Source organism: Novipirellula artificiosorum (assembly GCF_007860135.1).
Taxonomy (GTDB): Bacteria; Planctomycetota; Planctomycetia; order Pirellulales; family Pirellulaceae; genus Novipirellula_A; species Novipirellula_A artificiosorum.
Genome location: NZ_SJPV01000063.1, coordinates 1 through 1,325, shown reverse-complemented (window position 1 = coordinate 1,325; position 1,325 = coordinate 1). Strand labels below are relative to the sequence as shown.

General features: G+C 53.4%; 1 protein-coding gene. It reads right to left on the bottom strand.

Annotation, left to right across the window (positions count from 1 at the left end; all coding sequences use genetic code 11):
- Window positions 1-270: 270 nt before the first annotated feature.
- On the bottom strand, window positions 271-1,325 hold a 1,055-nt coding region (locus tag Poly41_RS34720), incomplete at its 5' end, for a tetratricopeptide repeat protein (RefSeq protein ID WP_197232009.1).

Here is a 1,325-nt window from a genome sequence, read left to right as displayed (position 1 = left end):
GTGATCGCGAAGATTTGGCTGGCTGGGTGGCCCAAACACTTCGACGCAAAGCTCAGGCCAGTCTTGCCGATGAACGGTTTCCTCAGCGTATTGCGAATCCATCCGGTCCTGCGGTACCCGCATCGCAGCAGCGACCGATCCTTCGGTAACGGGAGCTTTGTCCAAATCTCTAATCTTAGGGCAGCGATACTCGTTTGCGAACTGTCGGATTAACGAAGTGATGGCCGCGATTGACGCCTCACTCGGCGGACTGAAATTCTTGACGGATCTTCACTTCGGTTGAGGTTGCGGCTGTGCAATCGCCTCGACTGCTTTGCGATGCTGTTCGGCAATTTCCTTTTGCCCGATGGCGTCATAGCACGTTGCCAACGATTTATGTGCGTTCCGCTGAAGCGACTCGACCTTCAGAGCTCGTTCGAGATCCGGGATCGCATCGGTGTATCGCTCGAGTTTCATGAGGATCTGTCCGCGAGTCTCGTAATAGTGAGGTGAGGGATCTTCTGTGTATTCGACCGCGAATTCGGAGATCTTTAACGCCTGTTCCAAGTCACCTCCTTGGCGAGTCGCCATCGCCACAGCTAGATTATTCAAAATCGCTCCCCGATGCGGCAACGTTTCGGCAGCCAATTTCAGGTGATTCTCCGCCGTTTCAGAGTCGTCTTTCATCAGTGCGGCGGTGCCTAGAAGGAAATGGGCCATCCCGGGTGACGTTCCTTTCATGTACGCTTCGCGAAGGGAATTGACCTGCCTGTCATCTTCATTAGTAGCCGCAAGGTCGAGATTGAGGATCCACGCAAAGATTCGAGGGTGATTCGGCGCGTATTGAAGTGCTAGTTGCAACATTTGCAGCGACTGCGGTTCATACTCTTCCGATTCGCCGCGTGATGCTTCGATATAGTGCACCCAAGCGACGATCGTATCTGCCATCGCTGCTCGTAGGACTTTCGTGTCTTCCGCCGTTTTGGATCGTTTGAGTGCCGTGTCAAGAGTCTTGACGGAATCACGATGTCGCTGAAGGAATGATTGATTCTGTGCAACCGCTAAGGCGATCGCAGCACTGGTCGGTTGTTCCTTCCAAAGTTGACTGGCCGACGCCAAGCTTTGCTCCGCTAGACGATCCGATTCCGTGTGCTGACCAAGTTGCCGAAAAATCGCTGCCGCACGCAGGCCCTGCATCGGTTGGATCCGAGCTAAATCAGTAAGTAGCGGAACCGCCTCTGCCAATTTCTCGGTAGCGATCAAGTAATCGGCATAGCGGCTTTTGATTTGGATGTCATCCTGATTTTCTTCGTGAAGCCGTTTTAGAAGCGGGCCCAATTCGGCTT